We start from the raw sequence: 15,493 nt of genomic DNA, 5'->3' as shown, positions 1-15,493 counted from the left end.
TAATATAAAGGCTTAATTATGACTAATAATGATTTCGAAAGCATTCTAAAAAAATGCAACTTATCAAAAAAAGAATTTGCTACTCTTTGCGACTTGCCCTATCCTACTTTGATGAATTGGGTTAAAGCCGATAAAACGCCTAACTGGGTTAAATCTTGGCTTGAAAACTATATCAAAGCTCAAAGCTATGAAGAGTTAAAAAATAAAGTTTTTGAAATTGAAAATATAAAATAATATTTTTCCATTTTTTATCCTTTTTTTATGTATTTAACTAAAAATAAAGTGTAATTTTATAGTTTTTTACTAAAAAAGTCAATATATTTTTATGTTATTTAATAAAAAAATGTTATAATTATTTTGTAATTAACTAAAAAGGTTATAAAATGACAAGATTAGAATTTGATGAAAAAATTAAGCAATTAGGATTAACAAGAAAAATATTTGCAGATATAGCAAAAGTAAGTTATAGCGGAATTTCTACAAATTGGAAAGATGACAAAGAAATTCCATCGTGGGTGGAGCCTTTTTTATATTATTATGAAAAAGGTTTAGCCTTAGATGAGTTATTAAAAATACTAGAAAAATACAAAAACAAAGAGAAGTTAGAATAAGCCTTTAAAAGTTTATTTTCACTCTTAAAATTCTTACATTTTTTTAAAATCTTTTCTTTTTCCATACTATGTTTTTCCATCTATAGAAAAACAAAAAATCTTACTTTTCCATTTTTTATCCTTTTGTATTGTTAAAAACAAATACAAATGTATTTATTTTATTTTGAAATTATATATTTTTATATTTATAAATAGCTTAATTAAAGTATATTTGTATTTAAATATAATTCTTATGATATAATTTTATATTAAAATAACAGGAGATATTATGTTAAGCAAAGATGAGTTTAAAAAATTAATGATTAATGCTAATTTATCTAAAAAAGAATTGGCGGAAAAATTAGAAGTAAGCTATAATGCCATAAATGGCTGGGGTACTAATGGTAGGGATTATCCTTATTGGGTTAAATCTTGGCTTGAAAACTATATCAAAGCTCAAAAATACAATAAGATTAAAGACTTAATAAAAGATGATTTGTAAGTTTTGATGGGGTATGCTCAAATTTGAAGACACTATCCAAAATTGGATACACCCCTCCCCTTTTTTTTAAACCACTTTTTCTAAAAAATATTAAATTAAAATATAAAAATAAATTGATAAATATTTTCATAATTAAACCACGATGATATAAAAATTATTGCGTGAAACATTTTAAAGGCTTATTTTTAATATAAAGCAATTACAAGCAATTACAAATCACCCTTTATAATTGATTAAAACGCCTATATAATAGGGATTTGCTCCATTTTTAAGGAAAATAGCCTTTATAATTGATACAAATACCTAATTTACCATACTTTCAAACCTTAAATCCTATCAATTATAAATCTTTTCTCTTTATGCCTATGTTTTTTAAGATTTTTACTAAAAAATCATCAATTATAAGGCAAAAAGCAAAGTTATTTATAATTGATGCTTATAAATGCTTCAAATACCTATAAAATAGTTATTTCAATCAATTATAAATGCTATTTTTGTTAAAATGCTTATAAAGCCTTATTTTATCTATATTTGCTTCAATTATAAAGGCTATTTTATAATTGATTATAATTGATATATAATTTCTTTTATATAAAAAAATGTTTCACGCAATATAAAAAGAATAAAAAATATAAAATGATAAAATAACAAATGATATTATCTATCAAAATAAAAAGTATAAAAATAAACCAATATTAAAATAAGCGATTTTAAGCGTTTTTATTTTTTATCTAGGGTTTTTCTATTGATAAAAATACTTTTTTGATTTTAGGGGTGTTTTTGTTAAGCTATAGCTATAAGATAATAATTAAGTTTTAAGCTATATGAGTTTAAATCATATAGCTTTTTACTTATTCGCTAAATAAAGTTTGCTCAGCATTTATTTCCATGCCGTTAATGATGGTTTTATTCTCTTTTAAAGGCACATAATATTTTAAAGCTTTTCCACCCGTTGCCCTTGATTTTTCTAGTATATTAAAATATAACCCTTTTCCACTTTCTAGCTTTTTAATAGCATGTGTATCGGTTTTTGATTTTTCTAAAAGCTCTAATAACTCCCCTTGCAAAATCTCGCCTTTTTGTTCTATGATTTCTTTAGCTTTTGTAAGAAAGTTTGTATCGTTTTCATTTATTGCTCTTTCTATTTTTAAATCAAGCGTATTTAGGTCTATATCTACCTTTAAATTATAAGGTAAAAAATTTCTTGCCTTTTTTGTATTTAATTCTATATTTAAAATTTCTCCATCGTTATTGCTTGTTTGTATTTTAAAAAGGTTATCGGTCGCATTTAAGAAATTAACCCCACCCATGAACTCACTTTCAGCACTCTTTCCCTTGTGATGTATAAATAAAAAAGTAGCTTCGCCTTTATGACTTATTTTTTTAATTATTTTCATAAATTCAGCTACTTTTTTATTATCATTCATATCACCATTAAAAAAGTTAAAAAGGCTATCAAATACGATAAAAACATTAACCAAACCACCGCTTTGCATTAAAGGTTCTAGATATTTTTCAACAATAAAGTTAAAATTAACTTCTATCTCATCAGTTCCACACTCTAAAGCATTGCTTGTTTGTATATAATTAAAAGCAGGATAATCTAAAAAATAATATCCCCCTATTTGCATACTTTTTTTAATCCTGCTTTTAATGGTTATTTTGCTATTATCACCATCAAAATAAATAATTTTTCTAATCTTGTTAAATTCTAATAAATGCTTGCAAATAGCAAAACTTAAAAAAGTTTTACCCTTATTAGCTTCACTTGTTAAAAAACTAATACTCCCTTTATCCAAAAAATCATCGATTAAAGATGTAAATTCTATTTTTTCTAAATCAACGCTTCTTATAGCCCATTGTGTTAAATCTACAAAAGAATTATTTTTTATATTTGCATTTTGTGGTATAATTTCACTAGGGTTGCAACTTGTTTCATTTATTTGACTTTTAATATTTTCAAATTCTTTAAAGTCAAGTTTATCTATAACTTGGCTTTTTATTTTTTTTAAATCATTAATTTCTTTACTATAATCTTTCATTTTATTACCTTTAAAAATAAATTCATTTTTTTATTAAAATAATTCTTAAAGTATTTTTCCATATAAGAAAAAAAACTATTTAAACCTTTTTTATCCCTTTGGTAGTCTTGTCTTAACTCTTTCATTAAATAAGCTAAAAAATCTATAAAATCAGCGTTTTTTACCTCATCATAATTAAAAACACAATAACCTTTTTTTAAAGGCTTGATTTGTATTAGCTCCTTTAAAAGCTCTAAATTAGCTTTAAAACTGCTCTCATCGTTTTCAACTATAAAAACTATTCTTTTATTATCGATGAGGTTTAAAAGCTCATTTATTTGCTCGTGTGAGTGTATATTTTGCATCACGCTATCACTTTGAAAACAAACAGCGTTTAATCCTAGCAATTCACTTACTATAATTTCTTTTATGCCACTAAAAATAAAACAATAATCTTTTAATAAGCCTTTTTCTTTGGCTTTTATAAGTTTTATAAATTTATTGCTACTACCTTTAACTTTAAACCATTTGACTAATTCATTTTTAAAAAGCTTTTCTCTAATAGCTACGCTTTTAATTTCGTTTTTATCTTTCAAGATAAAAGCCAAACTTTTATCATCTTTTGAAAAAGCAAAATAGTTTTTTAAAATACTTTCAAACTCATCATCTTTTAAAAAATTTAATTTACATAAGTGCATAAAAAGTCTAAAATCATTAAAAAAAGCTTTTTCTAAAGCCTTACATTCTATAAAATCGCTATTAGCTAAATTAAAATTAGCCTGTAAAGAATAAGCTATATTTTTTAAATAGCTATTATCTTTTAAAGGCTCTTTTTGTGGTTTAAAGCTACCCACCTTTTGCGTGGCTAGCCTGTTAAAATCACTAAATATAATCAAAGCTTCTTTTAACCCTACATTTTCTTTAAAGGCTATAAAATCGATTATATCCCCGCTAAAACTCCCGTTAAAATCAGTAATCAAGCAAGTGTTAGTTTTTATTTTAAGGCTTTTATTGTGCTTTTCATTTCCTTGTTTATCAAACTCTAAACCATAGCGTAAATATAAAAAATCAACTATAGAATAATAATTTTTTATATACGCCTTTATTTCATCATTAAAAAGGCTTATACTCATTTTAAGCCTTTAATTTGTGTTTTAAAGCTTCATAAGTTGCCTTACAAGCATTTAAAAGAATAATCCTTTTTTGCTCTTTCTTTATAAAAACCTTATTTTCTAAAAAGCTTTTTTTATGAACTTCTAAAACTGATAAAAGCTCTTTAATTTCTTTTTCAAAGCTTGTATTTTTTAGTAGTGGTCTAAGTTTATCTTTCAATAGGCTAAACATTGAAAAATCAAAATATTTAAATCTTACATTAAAAATAAACAATAACTCATCTTTTAAGTATTCTAAAGCTTGTCTATCATTCATAACTTACCCTTTAATTGATAGTATGGTTTTTAAACCACTCATCAAGCTTAACTTTTTCATAAAAGATTTTTTTACCTATTTTAATATAAGGTATTTTCTTTTGCATTCTGTATTTATTTTGTGTATCTTTGCTTAAGCTGTAAAGTGTAATTACTTCTTGTATAGTTAAAAAGTCTTTATTTGTGTCTTGCATTTTGTATCCTTTCTAAATTTTATTAATGCAATTAATAAAGCCATTAAAAAGGAATTAGTAAGTTTAAATTTATTACAATTTCTTTTAAGGGCTTAAACTATGGCTCTTATAATGAAATTGTGCGTTTTAATTCTTTGTTTGGCGACTTGATTGAAACGCACTGGCTCAAAAAGTTTAAAGCTTTTCAAGTTTCATTAAATTAAAAAATATTATTTGAAATATTTTATGGAGTATTTTAGCAGTTTTGTAGATTTTTTACCTTAAGCAAATTTATGATTTATTTTTTATTCATTATGATTTATTTTATTCATTATGATTTATTTTATTTCTTTTTTTACTGCAAAAAAAGAATAAAAATTAAAATGTAACTAAAAAATATTATATTTTTTACTTTTTCTACTTTATTAAGCTTTTTAACTGTCTTTTTCAAATTCAGGCGTAAAGCCATTAATAGTAAGTTTCTTTTCTTTTTTTAACTTTACTTTTGTATTTGCTATTTTTGCCATTGCCTTAATGGCTTTTGCCAAATCATCACTTACATTTTCTAAAATCAAGTTCATTTTTAACCCCTTAAAGTGTTTTAATATATGCCTTAGCCGATACCGCTAAAAATGCACTCCTTGATAAGCCCATTTTTTTAGAATAAAAGTCTATTTCATCTACAAGACTATTTTTTAAGGTAATAGCTAGATTTTTACTTTTGTCTTTTTGTATGGGTTCTGGGATAAACTCATTTTTAGCCAAAGCTTCTTCTAAATAACAAGCAAAGGCATTTTTTAAATCTTCTATTGCTTCGTTTGGTGTTTTACCATCTCCTGCCATTAAGACAAGTTTATTAAGTTCTTTATCATCAAATTGTGCGAAATAATCGCCATCATCAAGTTTTACTAAATTAATCTTATAAGGCAAATTCAAATAATAATTTATATCTTTTTTCATTTTTCATCCTTTAAAAGTTTTAATATTTGCTTTACATAAACTTCTTTTATAGGTTTATGCAAAGGCACAATAATGCTTTTATTATCTTTTTTAAATTTATGATGACTTCCTCTAATGCTAACTAGTTTATAACCATACCAACTTAAAAGCTTTTCTATGTTAGCAAAACTTGCATTTTTGGGGTTATTTTCTAATTCTTTGATTAACTTTTCTTTGTTACTCATATATGTATTATATATATAATTGTCTTAAAATATTTTAAATGTATTCAAAGTCTTACAAGGTATTTTATATTTTATTAAGTATTTGTATTTTATAATTCTTTTACATTCAAAGGGGGGCTCAACCCCTATTAAGATAATCTAACAAATCTTCATTTATTAAGCAAATCAAATCATTTAAAAAGTTTTCTATCTTACCAGGCATTAAACCTATATTAGTCCCTTTTTCTTTTGTGCTTATGCGTGGATATAATTTATTATCATTTTCTCTAATTTTTAAAAGATTTTCAAAATGACAGGCTCTATTCCTTAAAGTATGTAGCAAGTTTAAAACTATATTAACTTTATCTATATTATCAAAGCCTTGTTTTGTATTTTCGTAAATAAAAAAGTTTCTATTACTACTGCTATACTTCCTAAAATCAAAAGCCCTTAAATCTAAAATCTTATTTTGCACCTTATAGGATATGATTAATTTAGCTACTACACCTAAGCTAAGGCGTGATAAGATTTGATGAGGTTCTAAACTTTCTTTGTCTTTAAACTCATTTATTTTAGCCAATAAAAAAGGATTATCGCTAGTTTTTATCCATTCTTTGCAATTACTATTTAATTCATAATCTAGGGCATTTCTTAGATAAATTTCAAGTATTGCTATTTTAGGTATTATCTTAGATATTAATTTCAAGTTCTCAAAATGTTCGTTTATATCTTTATAATGCTCTAATCTTTGTTTTGAAAAGATAAAATCTAAATCTAACATTTTAATCTTTTTCTTGTAGCTTTTTTAAAGCTTCATTAGCTCTTTGACTTGCTTTAAGTGTATCATTAGTCGCATAAATATTTATAGTGCTTAAATCCCTATGCCCTAAAGCTCCACTAATAACTGCGGGATTAACTCCATTTTGCATTAAAAAACTAGCCTTTATATGCCTTGAAAAATGGGGCGTCCATTCTTTTACTCCGCTAAGTTCTCTTATTTTGGCTTCTTGCCTTGCCAAATTTGATATTTTTTTACCGCTAATGCTAGAAACAAAAACTAAACCTTTGTCTTGTTTAACCTCATCTTTTAAAGCCTTTAGTGCATTATAGCATTCATCATCTAAGGCGTGCTCTTGTGCTTCGCCATTTTTTGTCTTTGGCAAAAATATAGTTTTTCTTTCTAAATCTACATTTTGCCAAAGCAAACTTAAAACCTCATCCCTACGCCTACCACTATGTATAAGTAAGAATAAAGCCTTATAAAGTAAATTATCTTTGTATAGCTCTAAAATAGCATTTAAAATAGCTTCATATTTGCCTTTAGGATTAGTAACAAGCTTTTTATTTTGCACTCTATCAAGCTTTAAACCTAATGTAACATTTTCATTAATCCATTTATTTTTTACTGCATATCTAATCATAGGGCTTAGCACTTCTTTAATGGCTCTATTATATGTTTTTGGCTCTAATCCTTTGTTTTTCATTCCATTATAAAACTCTTGCACCTTGTAAAGCGTAAGTTCATCTAAGTGTATATTTCCTAATGGCTCTAAGATATGATTATTAAAAATGCTTATTAGATTTCTTATGTGTCCTTTGTGTTGTTCGTTTAAATCTTTTATGTTGTAATTGGTTTTTATAAATATCTCAAAAAGATTTTTTAACAAAATGCTAGAGTTTAGGGCATATCCAACGCTAAAAAGTTTTTTAAACTCGTTTTCATATTCTTTAGCTCTTACAAGTGCTATTCTTATATATTCGTTTTCATTCCACGCAGGGCGTAAAGGAATAGTAAAAGCGTGTTGCTTTTCTTTACCCCCATTTTGTATTCTAAATAAAAAGGCGTTGATTTTATTTTTATGTCTTTTTAAATGCGTCCCTTTTCCTATTGGTATATTATAATCCTTCCTATCAATCGCCATTTTTAACCTTATTATTTTTGCTATATTATAGCGTATTTCAAAGCCTTATAAACTTAATAAAATTATCTTAGGTTACCTTTGCTTTAAGGTTAAGGCTTATTTTTACCTTTTTTACCGCTAAACTTAAATGGATGAAAAGGACTATTTTATAGCTATCCTTTCATCCGGTTACTATTAAAAGTTACCTGCTAAAAGGTTGCCTTTTTGAAATAATTCGAAATGATACAATGGGACTTCAAAGGCTTCAGCGTAATTTAAGCAAAATCTCTCAAAGTATGGTAAAATGGGGTTTAGAGTGGTGCGGATGAAAGGACTTGAACCTTCACGCATTGCTGCACCAGATCCTAAGTCTGGCGTGTCTGCCAATTTCACCACATCCGCTAAAGTGGTACGCCCAAGAGGATTCGAACCTCTGACCTACGGCTTAGAAGGCCGTTGCTCTATCCAGCTGAGCTATGAACGCATATAAAATCTTGGTGGTGCGCCCGATAGGAATCGAACCCATAACCTACAGATCCGAAGTCTGTCGCTCTATCCAGTTGAGCTACGAGCGCTAGTGGGGTGAGTGATGGGAATTGAACCCACGACCCTCAGGACCACAATCTGATGCTCTAACCGACTGAGCTACACTCACCATTTTGTATAAATTTATAAAAAATGGTCGGGGTGAAAGGATTCGAACCTTCGGCCCCTTGGTCCCAAACCAAGTGCGCTAACCAGACTGCGCTACACCCCGAATAAATAAAAGGAAATATTTTATCACAAAATAATTTTAAAGTCAAGGATTTTCATCTCTTATTCTTAAAAACACCGGAAAGCGAGGTAAGGAATTTTTGGTTAATCCATTAAATTTATAAGTCACAATACTACCAATTTTTGGAGGATTTTTTCTATCTTCATCTTTTAAACCACTGCCTATTTTAATGATTTGTCCATTAGGCATTTTACAAAGTAAGGCACCTACTTGATTTTCAAATTTACCCTTGCCCTTGCGAAATCCTACTAACTCACACTCTGCATCATCATAGGGTTTTAATTTCATAGCATTTTTACTTCTGCCTTTTTCATAAGGACTTAAATTTTTGCGTATGACAATACCTTCACCTTGATTTTTTATAATGCTTTCGTAAAATTGATTTAAATTATTTTGATTTTCAACTGGAATTTGAGGAATAATTTTTATATAGGCACTAGGATATTTTTGCAAATACTCTTCTAAAACAGCCAAACGATTTTTAAGAGTGCAAGTAGAAATTTGAAATTCTTCACAAGCATTTGGTACATCAAAAATATTATAAGTTACTTCCTTCCATAAGGTCAAATTGCTATCTCCACTACGAATTAAAGCTGAAATTTCATCAAATTTATTTCTTGCTATCCAAAGCTCACCATCAACAGCAAAAGGAGGGAAATTTTTTGTAAAAAAGTCAGGAGTTTTTATTTGGTAATTTTGGCGAGTTTTTAGATATTTCCCATCCCAAATTCCACGCACTCCATCAAGTTTTTCGCTCATCAAATAAGCATTAAAATCTTTAGAGTTAAAATCTTGCTTATCGAATTTGCTAAGAAGTAAAATTTCATTAGCAAAAACTAAACAAGCACAACATATTAAAAAAATAAATCTCATCAAAGCAGATTAATCATATATCCAGTTGCATCTTTTTGAATATTATAATTATAAGTTCCATCAAGATATATTACAAGTCGATAATATCCTTTATGAGATCCAAAGTCTATGCGTTTAAAAATAGAATTGCTAAGGCGTATGTTTTTTGTAGGGCTAATCATTTTAGATCTAAAATCTATAACGATTTTGCTCGGATTTCCCACTGAAAAATCTGTGATCATTTCATCACTAGTGTTAAGTTTTATTTTGTTTTTATAAACCGCGTAAGAAATAAAATCATAAATCTTTGCAACCTGTAAAGGTATTTCAACATTGGCTGTTGAGTTTGATTCTTGTTTAGAACTATTTTTTTCAGGTATAGTAACTGAAACATCAAGTACTTTTGAAGGATCAGGGCTTTTAAATCTTGATATAGTATAAGTATCGTGCCAATCAATACTTTTATTGACATCTAAATCGATCTTATCTTCACTTCCGTCTAAATTGATATAATTAAAAGTAATGCTTTTTAAAATTCTTGCACTAGAATTAAATTTAACTTCCTCTTTTTGAAATTCAGGTGGAGCAACCAAGGTTATATTTTGATCTGTCTTGAAAGGATTTTCATCAGCATATAAAAGAGAGGTAAAAATAAAAAATATTGCTAAAATTCTAGTTTTCATTTGGGTATAATCCTTTTAATTCAAAATAATCTTTTTGTGCTTTAGCATTTTGTTCTTTGAGCAAAATAATCTTTTTATTAAGCTCTTCTTTGGTATTTTCTAAGCTCAATAAAGTATCTAAAGAATACTGCCCAAAAAACATATTGCCAAAATAAATCGCTCCAATTACAACAAGAAAAGCCCAAAAAATCATTTTTATAACATGGGTATAAAAACTTTTTTTTCTTGTGCTTTCGTCGTATTCTTTAAGTAAATCGCTCAGAGCTTTTCTCCTAAGTATTCATCACTTTCAAGTTCAATTTCAAGCAAGCGATTGTATTTTGCAGTTCTTTCGCCTCTTGCTAGGGCTCCTGTTTTGATTTGTCCTGTATTTAAAGCTACGGCAAAATCTGCTATAAAAGCATCTTCACTTTCGCCGCTTCTATGACTCATCACGCATTTATAGTTATTTCTTTGTGCTAAACGCACAGTTCTCATAGTTTGGGTAATAGTTCCGATTTGATTTGGTTTAATAAGCACAGCATTTGCCATTTTTTTGATGATGCCTTCTCTTAAAATATCTTCATTAGTTACAAACAAATCATCGCCTACAAGCTGAATTTTATTGCCCAATTTTTCAGTAAGCTTAATCCAACCTTCAAAGTCATTTTCAGCTAAGCCATCTTCGATACTGCAAATTGGATATTTTGCACAAAGTTCTACATAGCGTTCGATCAAATCCTCGCTTGAAAAAGCCTTGCCTTCCATGTGGTATTTACCATCTTTGAAAAATTCTGTACTTGCTACATCAAGAGCAATTTTTACACGATTTTCATAACCTGCTTTTTTGATACAAGTCATTAAAAGATCGATAGGTTCTGTGTTATTAGCTAAATTTGGAGCAAAACCGCCTTCATCACCTAAAGCTGTAGAATGTCCAGAATTTGCGAGTTCTTTTTTTAATATCGCATAAATTTCACAAACTGAACGCAAAGCTTCTTTAAAACTAGTAAAACCAAAAGGCATGATCATAAATTCTTGAAAATCTACATTGTTGTTTGCATGAGCACCGCCATTTATGATATTACACATTGGTACAGGTAAAATGCTCGCATTTGCACCACCTAAGTAGCGATACAAAGGCATTCCCAAAGCAGCCGCAGCCGCACGAGCTGTTGCCATAGATACGCCTAAAGTCGCATTTGCACCTAAATTTGAATAGTTCTTTGTTCCATCAAGCTCACGCAAAGTATCATCAAGTTGAGTTTGATTAAAAGCATCTAGCCCTAAAATTTCATCTGCAATGGTTTCATTGACATTTGCAACAGCTTTTAAAACGCCTTTTCCGCCAAATCTTTCATCATTATCACGCAATTCTAAAGCCTCTTTTGAACCTGTACTTGCACCACTTGGAACTATGGCCGCACCTACACTTCCATCGCTTAGCGTAACTTCGGCTTTTACAGTTGGATTTCCTCTGCTATCAAGAACTTCATAGGCTCTAACATCTTCAATTACTAACATTATTCTTCTCCTTCGTCATCTTCGCTACCGCTGAACATACCTTCTATTCCCATAGAATTTTGAATCGCTTTTGTGATTTCATCTGCAATTTCAGGGTTTTCTTTTAAAAAAGCTTTTGAGTTTTCTCTACCTTGTCCAAGTTTTTTATCTTTATAAGAGAACCACGCACCACTTTTATCTACAATATCAAGTTTTACACCGTAATCAATCAACTCACCTTCACGGCTTAAACCCTCTCCAAACATCACATCAAATTCAGCTTGTCTGAATGGAGGAGCAACTTTATTTTTAACTACTTTTACTTTTACACGATTTCCTATAGGTTCTTCGTTTTGTTTTAAGGTTGCTACTTTTCTAACATCTAAACGCACAGAAGCATAAAATTTTAACGCATTTCCACCTGTTGTGGTTTCAGGAGTACCATAACCCATAGCACCGATTTTCATACGAATTTGGTTGATGAAAATTACTGTGGTATTCATTTTATGAACTATACCTGTAAGTTTTCTTAGAGCTTGAGACATAAGTCTTGCTTGAAGTCCTACATGTTGATCGCCCATATCGCCTTCAATTTCTGCTTTTGGGGTAAGTGCTGCAACACTATCTACTACGATAAGATCTACTGCACCACTTCTTGCTATAGTTTCTACAATTTCTAAGGCTTGCTCTCCAAAATCAGGCTGAGAAACATACAAATCATCTGTATTTACACCTAAATTTTTAGCATATTTTACATCAAGCGCATGTTCTGCATCGATAAAAGCACAAACTCCACCTGCTTTTTGGCATTCTGCGATAATGTGTAAAGTTAGAGTGGTTTTACCTGAACTTTCAGGCCCATAAATTTCTATAATTCTTCCTTTTGGAACACCGCCTATACCTAAAGCAAGATCAAGCCCAACTGAACCTGTGCCTATGCTATCGATTTGCTCAACTTCTTTATCCCCTAGTCTTAAGATAGTGCCTTTTCCAAAGGTTTTATCTAAACTTTTTAGGGCAGCGTCTAGGGATTTTCTTTTATTATCATCCATAACTTTCCTTAAAAATTCTAAATTTTTAGCTAGAATTCTAACAAAATAAAATTAAATAATGATTTATTTTGCTAGAATTAGAGCAAAGATTTAAAGGAAGCATAGATGAAAAAAATTACTATTGCGCATTCTCCTGATGCTGATGATATTTTTATGTATATGGCTATTAAATTTGGGTGGATAGGGAATGATTTTGCTTATGAAAATACAGCTTTAGATATACAAACTTTAAATGAATTTGCTTTGAAAAATGAATTTGATGCTACGGCTATTTCTTTTGGGCTTTATCCTTTAATTGCTTCTGAATATGCGCTTTTACGCACAGCAGTGAGTTTTGGCGAAGGTTATGGGCCAAAACTCATCAAGAAAAAAGACACACATTTAAAAAGAAATTTTAAAGTCGCTTTGAGTGGAGCAAATACCACCAATGCTTTGATTTTTCGTATGAAATACCCTGAAGCTAGAATTATTTATAAGAATTTTTTAGACATTGAAAATGCAGTTTTAAGTGGTGAAGTAGATGCAGGAGTTTTGATCCATGAAAGCATTTTAGAATTTGATCAAAGTCTTTGCGTGGAAGCAGAACTTTGGGATATATGGCTTGAATTTGCTAAAGAAAATTTACCTTTGCCTTTAGGTGGAATGGCTTTGCGTCGCTCTTTGCCTTTAAGCGATGCGATTAAGATCGAAAAGGATTTAACCAATGCTGTAAAAATCGCCGATGCAAATCGTAAAATTTTAGCCCCTATGCTTATGGAAAGAAAACTTATCCGTGTTGATGAAGAAAAACTGGATACTTATCTTAATCTATATGCCAATAAAAACTCCATTAGCATGAATCAAACTCAACTTTTAGCTGTAGATACGCTTTTTAAACTAGGATATGATTATAAATTTTATGATAAAATCATACATGTAAATGATTATCTTATCCCTAGCGAATACGAAGAAGCTAGAAATTCTTAAAAAGGATAAAAATGGATGAAAGTACCTTAGTTGCTCTTGGAGTGCAAACCTTTAAAATCACACTTTTACTTTCCTTGCCTATGCTTTTAGCAGGGCTTATTGCAGGGCTTGTAATCAGTATTTTTCAAGCAACTACACAGATTAACGAAATGACACTTTCTTTTGTTCCTAAAATCATCCTGGTTGTAGTTATTTTAATCTTTTTAATGCCTTGGATGACTACAACTATGATTGACTTTACTGAAAACATACTAAATCAAATTCCAACTTTTATCAAATGATCATTGATTTTAAAAAATACTCTTCTGTGCGTATAGGAAATGAATTTGAAGTTTTAGTTTTGGATCAAATTTGTGATTTTGATGGTTTTTTAATAGGCGGCGCAAATAACCTTTTAGTTAGCCCAAAACCTAAAAATATAGGAGTTTTAGGAGATAGTTTTGATTTTATACAAATTTTAGATCAAAATAAAGATTTCACCCATCTTCGCATAGGCTGCAAAACAAAATCAAGCAAAATATATCGCTTTGCCAAAGAAAATAATCTTAAGGGTTTTGAGTATTTAAGCAAAATTCCTGGTACACTTGGCGGGCTTTTGAAAATGAATGCAGGACTTAAAGGAGAGTGTATTAGTCAAAATTTAATCAAAATTGCTACTTTTCAAGGCGAAATTTTAAGAGAAAATATAAATTTTGATTATCGTTTTTGTCCTTTAAATATGCCTTTTTTTTGGGCTGAATTTAAACTAAACTTTGGCTTTGATACCCTTAAAGATAAAGCTTTAAAAAATGCAAGGAACAACCAACCTAGTGGAGCAAGCTTTGGCTCTATCTTTAAAAATCCAAAAAACGACTTTGCAGGACGTTTAATCGAAGCTGTAGGACTTAAAGGATTTAGCAAAGGAGATGCTATGTTAAGCGATAAACACGCAAATTTTTTAATCAATAAAAAAAATGCAAGTTTTGAAGATGCGTTTTTTCTTATCAAATTAGCCAGAAAAAAAGTCTTTGAAGAATTTGGCATAAACTTAGAAAATGAAGTGATTATAATCTAAACACAGAAAACAATAAAAGTCTAAAAAATTTACTCTTAATCTAACTTTAAATAAAACATAAATTCAAACCATATAGTTTTATTATAATAAGTATTTAATAATATTTTAAGTATAACTATTTTAATATTCTGTCGTTTTATTTTGTATTTTATATTATTTTTAAAAAATATAATATATAGAACAAATTATAAAGGGAGGAAATTCTTATGAAAAATATCACATTAACTAAAACACCTATAGGAGAGGGTAAAGAACCCTGTTTAAATTCTAAAAAGATAGTTTTATCTTTAGCTACTATTTCTTTCTTAGCGAGTTGTGCTAATGCTACATTAAATTCTGAAATAAAAACTTATGATGAAGCAAATAAAAATACTAAAGCTAGATCAGCCAGTATGTATAGTCCTCAAGCTAGAATCAATACAACTGTAAGTAGTTCAGAAACTAGCACAATCAACATTTCCGATTCAGGTCCACATACCATAATAATTCGATCAGGTGGAACTTTAGGTAGTATAGGTAATACGGGTAATATTATTTATGCTTCTACTAACAATGGCAATACTCTTACTCTTGCAAATCTTACCAATAATGGAACCATCAATGGTAAAGTAGCCATACAAAATAGCCAAGATAACCTCACAGGAACCATCACTGTCAATACCTTTGAAAATATAGGTCAAGTTAATGGTCAAATTTATATGGGAGTTTGGGGAAATAAAAACTCAGGAATTCTCACTGTGGATCAGTTTGATAACAGTGGAACTATAGCTTCAAGCGATAAAGGAGTTTTTTTCGAAGGCGGTGCTAATAATAAATCCACGATTAATAATTTTAACAATACTGGAGTTATAA

20 protein-coding genes, 5 tRNA genes and 1 pseudogene are annotated in these 15,493 nt (G+C 29.0%); 7 read left to right on the top strand and 19 right to left on the bottom strand.

All coding sequences use genetic code 11. The features are described 5' to 3' along the window. Nucleotides 1-18: 18 nt before the first annotated feature. From AJN70_RS07580 to AJN70_RS07570, 3 genes are all read left to right on the top strand, one after another. Complete coding sequence (locus AJN70_RS07580; RefSeq protein ID WP_070295668.1) at nucleotides 19-234, top strand: acyl carrier protein; 216 nt, start codon at nucleotides 19-21, stop codon at nucleotides 232-234. Between the two features lie 149 nt (nucleotides 235-383). Continuing rightward, nucleotides 384-611, top strand: coding sequence for a hypothetical protein (locus AJN70_RS07575; protein ID WP_002870305.1), 228 nt, complete (start codon nucleotides 384-386; stop codon nucleotides 609-611). Between the two features lie 268 nt (nucleotides 612-879). Continuing rightward, complete coding sequence (locus AJN70_RS07570; RefSeq protein WP_070295667.1) at nucleotides 880-1,092, top strand: acyl carrier protein; 213 nt, start codon at nucleotides 880-882, stop codon at nucleotides 1,090-1,092. A gap of 851 nt (nucleotides 1,093-1,943) precedes the next feature. Here the strand turns inward: AJN70_RS07570 and AJN70_RS07565 are convergent. The 19 genes from AJN70_RS07565 to recA form a co-directional block, all read right to left on the bottom strand. Next, the gene (locus AJN70_RS07565) at nucleotides 1,944-3,134 is read right to left on the bottom strand and encodes an AAA family ATPase (protein ID WP_070295666.1); all 1,191 of its coding nucleotides are present in this window, start codon (nucleotides 3,132-3,134) and stop codon (nucleotides 1,944-1,946) included. Further along, nucleotides 3,131-4,246, bottom strand: a complete 1,116-nt coding sequence (locus AJN70_RS07560; protein ID WP_070295665.1) for a hypothetical protein — start codon at nucleotides 4,244-4,246, stop codon at nucleotides 3,131-3,133. The genes AJN70_RS07565 and AJN70_RS07560 overlap by 4 nt, the downstream gene beginning before the upstream one ends. Nucleotide 4,247: 1 nt before the next feature. Then, nucleotides 4,248-4,541 (bottom strand): hypothetical protein, encoded by a 294-nt coding sequence (locus AJN70_RS07555; protein ID WP_057100553.1) that lies wholly within the window; start codon nucleotides 4,539-4,541, stop codon nucleotides 4,248-4,250. Between the two features lie 10 nt (nucleotides 4,542-4,551). Then, nucleotides 4,552-4,734 carry a helix-turn-helix domain-containing protein gene (locus AJN70_RS07550; protein ID WP_002869698.1) on the bottom strand — a complete coding sequence of 61 codons (183 nt, stop codon included), beginning with the start codon at nucleotides 4,732-4,734 and terminating at the stop codon, nucleotides 4,552-4,554. Nucleotides 4,735-5,147: 413 nt separating this feature from the next. Beyond that, complete coding sequence (locus AJN70_RS09670) at nucleotides 5,148-5,294, bottom strand: hypothetical protein (protein WP_186821014.1); 147 nt, start codon at nucleotides 5,292-5,294, stop codon at nucleotides 5,148-5,150. Between the two features lie 10 nt (nucleotides 5,295-5,304). Continuing rightward, nucleotides 5,305-5,673, bottom strand: a complete 369-nt coding sequence (locus tag AJN70_RS07545) for a hypothetical protein (RefSeq protein ID WP_002860113.1) — start codon at nucleotides 5,671-5,673, stop codon at nucleotides 5,305-5,307. After that, nucleotides 5,670-5,897 (bottom strand): type II toxin-antitoxin system HicA family toxin, encoded by a 228-nt coding sequence (locus tag AJN70_RS07540; protein ID WP_070243028.1) that lies wholly within the window; start codon nucleotides 5,895-5,897, stop codon nucleotides 5,670-5,672. Before AJN70_RS07540 ends, AJN70_RS07545 begins: the two co-directional genes overlap by 4 nt. A gap of 118 nt (nucleotides 5,898-6,015) precedes the next feature. After that, entirely contained in the window at nucleotides 6,016-6,657 is a 642-nt protein-coding gene (locus tag AJN70_RS07535; protein WP_070243029.1) for a hypothetical protein, read from the bottom strand. Nucleotide 6,658: 1 nt separating this feature from the next. Continuing rightward, on the bottom strand, nucleotides 6,659-7,798 hold the full coding sequence (locus AJN70_RS07530; protein ID WP_070295664.1) for a tyrosine-type recombinase/integrase: 1,140 nt from the start codon (nucleotides 7,796-7,798) through the stop codon (nucleotides 6,659-6,661). A 296-nt stretch (nucleotides 7,799-8,094) separates the two neighbouring features. Beyond that, nucleotides 8,095-8,179: transfer RNA gene (locus tag AJN70_RS07525), tRNA-Leu, on the bottom strand. A gap of 5 nt (nucleotides 8,180-8,184) precedes the next feature. Next, nucleotides 8,185-8,261, bottom strand: a tRNA-Arg gene (locus AJN70_RS07520). A 14-nt stretch (nucleotides 8,262-8,275) separates the two neighbouring features. Further along, nucleotides 8,276-8,352: transfer RNA gene (locus AJN70_RS07515), tRNA-Arg, on the bottom strand. 3 nt (nucleotides 8,353-8,355) lie between these two features. Continuing rightward, a tRNA-His gene (locus AJN70_RS07510) sits at nucleotides 8,356-8,432 on the bottom strand. 24 nt (nucleotides 8,433-8,456) lie between these two features. After that, nucleotides 8,457-8,534 (bottom strand) — tRNA-Pro (locus AJN70_RS07505). 42 nt (nucleotides 8,535-8,576) lie between these two features. Next, entirely contained in the window at nucleotides 8,577-9,425 is an 849-nt protein-coding gene (locus AJN70_RS07500; RefSeq protein ID WP_044778096.1) for a DNA ligase, read from the bottom strand. After that, nucleotides 9,425-10,087, bottom strand: a complete 663-nt coding sequence (gene cgpA, locus AJN70_RS07495; RefSeq protein WP_002851387.1) for a glycoprotein CgpA — start codon at nucleotides 10,085-10,087, stop codon at nucleotides 9,425-9,427. The genes AJN70_RS07500 and cgpA overlap by 1 nt, the downstream gene beginning before the upstream one ends. After that, entirely contained in the window at nucleotides 10,077-10,280 is a 204-nt protein-coding gene (locus tag AJN70_RS07490) for a hypothetical protein (RefSeq protein WP_002839177.1), read from the bottom strand. Before AJN70_RS07490 ends, cgpA begins: the two co-directional genes overlap by 11 nt. 65 nt (nucleotides 10,281-10,345) lie before the next feature. Then, entirely contained in the window at nucleotides 10,346-11,590 is a 1,245-nt protein-coding gene (gene eno / locus AJN70_RS07485) for a phosphopyruvate hydratase (protein ID WP_002862301.1), read from the bottom strand. Next, complete coding sequence (recA, locus tag AJN70_RS07480) at nucleotides 11,590-12,621, bottom strand: recombinase RecA (RefSeq protein WP_002862302.1); 1,032 nt, start codon at nucleotides 12,619-12,621, stop codon at nucleotides 11,590-11,592. Before recA ends, eno begins: the two co-directional genes overlap by 1 nt. Nucleotides 12,622-12,726: 105 nt before the next feature. Here recA and AJN70_RS07475 point away from each other — a divergent pair, with 105 nt between their 5' ends. The 4 genes and pseudogenes from AJN70_RS07475 to AJN70_RS07460 form a co-directional block, all read left to right on the top strand. Further along, nucleotides 12,727-13,587, top strand: coding sequence for a menaquinone biosynthesis family protein (locus tag AJN70_RS07475; RefSeq protein ID WP_070287500.1), 861 nt, complete (start codon nucleotides 12,727-12,729; stop codon nucleotides 13,585-13,587). 11 nt (nucleotides 13,588-13,598) lie between these two features. Then, nucleotides 13,599-13,868, top strand: coding sequence for a flagellar biosynthesis protein FliQ (gene fliQ / locus AJN70_RS07470; protein WP_002851290.1), 270 nt, complete (start codon nucleotides 13,599-13,601; stop codon nucleotides 13,866-13,868). After that, a complete protein-coding gene (locus AJN70_RS07465; RefSeq protein WP_070243034.1) occupies nucleotides 13,865-14,641 on the top strand; it encodes a UDP-N-acetylmuramate dehydrogenase in 777 nt (258 codons plus the stop codon). Before fliQ ends, AJN70_RS07465 begins: the two co-directional genes overlap by 4 nt. Nucleotides 14,642-14,847: 206 nt before the next feature. Continuing rightward, nucleotides 14,848-15,493, top strand: a pseudogene (locus AJN70_RS07460) (hypothetical protein); the annotation flags it as partial.

This window comes from Campylobacter sp. BCW_4341, from assembly GCF_001764255.1.
In the GTDB taxonomy this organism is placed as follows: Bacteria; Campylobacterota; Campylobacteria; order Campylobacterales; family Campylobacteraceae; genus Campylobacter_D; species Campylobacter_D jejuni.
Note: the sequence above shows the minus strand (reverse complement) of the source record. Positions and strands in the feature narration are given on the sequence as shown.

Excerpts from the sequence above, each read along its gene's own strand:
- AJN70_RS07545 (WP_002860113.1), bottom strand. The coding sequence starts at position 5,673 with ATGAAAAAAGATATAAATTATTATTTGAATTTGCCTTATAAGATTAAT.
- AJN70_RS07575 (WP_002870305.1), top strand. The coding sequence starts at position 384 with ATGACAAGATTAGAATTTGATGAAAAAATTAAGCAATTAGGATTAACA.
- fliQ (WP_002851290.1), top strand. The coding sequence starts at position 13,599 with ATGGATGAAAGTACCTTAGTTGCTCTTGGAGTGCAAACCTTTAAAATC.
- recA (WP_002862302.1), bottom strand. The coding sequence starts at position 12,621 with ATGGATGATAATAAAAGAAAATCCCTAGACGCTGCCCTAAAAAGTTTA.
- AJN70_RS07555 (WP_057100553.1), bottom strand. The coding sequence starts at position 4,541 with ATGAATGATAGACAAGCTTTAGAATACTTAAAAGATGAGTTATTGTTT.
- AJN70_RS07500 (WP_044778096.1), bottom strand. The coding sequence starts at position 9,425 with ATGAGATTTATTTTTTTAATATGTTGTGCTTGTTTAGTTTTTGCTAAT.
- AJN70_RS07465 (WP_070243034.1), top strand. The coding sequence starts at position 13,865 with ATGATCATTGATTTTAAAAAATACTCTTCTGTGCGTATAGGAAATGAA.
- AJN70_RS07475 (WP_070287500.1), top strand. The coding sequence starts at position 12,727 with ATGAAAAAAATTACTATTGCGCATTCTCCTGATGCTGATGATATTTTT.
- AJN70_RS07570 (WP_070295667.1), top strand. The coding sequence starts at position 880 with ATGTTAAGCAAAGATGAGTTTAAAAAATTAATGATTAATGCTAATTTA.
- AJN70_RS09670 (WP_186821014.1), bottom strand. The coding sequence starts at position 5,294 with ATGAACTTGATTTTAGAAAATGTAAGTGATGATTTGGCAAAAGCCATT.
- eno (WP_002862301.1), bottom strand. The coding sequence starts at position 11,590 with ATGTTAGTAATTGAAGATGTTAGAGCCTATGAAGTTCTTGATAGCAGA.
- AJN70_RS07530 (WP_070295664.1), bottom strand. The coding sequence starts at position 7,798 with ATGGCGATTGATAGGAAGGATTATAATATACCAATAGGAAAAGGGACG.
- AJN70_RS07535 (WP_070243029.1), bottom strand. The coding sequence starts at position 6,657 with ATGTTAGATTTAGATTTTATCTTTTCAAAACAAAGATTAGAGCATTAT.
- AJN70_RS07580 (WP_070295668.1), top strand. The coding sequence starts at position 19 with ATGACTAATAATGATTTCGAAAGCATTCTAAAAAAATGCAACTTATCA.
- AJN70_RS07550 (WP_002869698.1), bottom strand. The coding sequence starts at position 4,734 with ATGCAAGACACAAATAAAGACTTTTTAACTATACAAGAAGTAATTACA.
- cgpA (WP_002851387.1), bottom strand. The coding sequence starts at position 10,087 with ATGAAAACTAGAATTTTAGCAATATTTTTTATTTTTACCTCTCTTTTA.
- AJN70_RS07560 (WP_070295665.1), bottom strand. The coding sequence starts at position 4,246 with ATGAGTATAAGCCTTTTTAATGATGAAATAAAGGCGTATATAAAAAAT.
- AJN70_RS07490 (WP_002839177.1), bottom strand. The coding sequence starts at position 10,280 with ATGATTTTTTGGGCTTTTCTTGTTGTAATTGGAGCGATTTATTTTGGC.
- AJN70_RS07540 (WP_070243028.1), bottom strand. The coding sequence starts at position 5,897 with ATGAGTAACAAAGAAAAGTTAATCAAAGAATTAGAAAATAACCCCAAA.
- AJN70_RS07565 (WP_070295666.1), bottom strand. The coding sequence starts at position 3,134 with ATGAAAGATTATAGTAAAGAAATTAATGATTTAAAAAAAATAAAAAGC.